The organism is Acinetobacter sp. LMB-5 (genome assembly GCF_001541635.1).
In the GTDB taxonomy this organism is placed as follows: domain Bacteria; phylum Pseudomonadota; class Gammaproteobacteria; order Pseudomonadales; family Moraxellaceae; genus Acinetobacter; species Acinetobacter pittii.
In genome coordinates, this window is the sequence record NZ_LRDR01000085.1 from 1 (window position 1) to 399 (window position 399).

1 protein-coding gene is annotated in these 399 nt (G+C 47.6%); it reads right to left on the reverse strand.

Annotated features, from left to right (window positions below; all coding sequences use genetic code 11):
* Positions 1–112: 112 nt before the first annotated feature.
* Positions 113–399: hypothetical protein (locus tag AW165_RS19865; RefSeq protein ID WP_416202409.1), on the reverse strand; the 287-nt coding region annotated here is incomplete at its 5' end.

Sequence of the window (399 nt, forward strand, 5' to 3'; positions counted from 1 at the left end):
AAGATAGCCGCGGCTAATGAGGGTTTTTCTGCAATAAATACGCGCATAATGATTTCTCCAGATGTGACGACGTCTCGATGCCGAGCATCGATGTGTCGTCATAAGTCATGAATTATTGAATGGTGAGGGTTTTCAGTTCGTCGAGCGTAAACACGCGCACGAGTTTCGAACGGTAGTGCTCAAAAGGATGTTTGGATTCGTCAAACGGGATATATTCGACGCGATCAAACCGTTTGATTAAGAGCTGGCGAATGTCGTCATTGGGCACCACATAGAACACCGCGCTCCAGTAGTTTTTCTTTTGCGCTAAGACGTGACTTTTAAGAATGGCGCGATAGCGAGACACGGTTTTGAGGGTACGCTCAGTTTCTATGGCGATGGTAAACCCGTTGGGCGCTG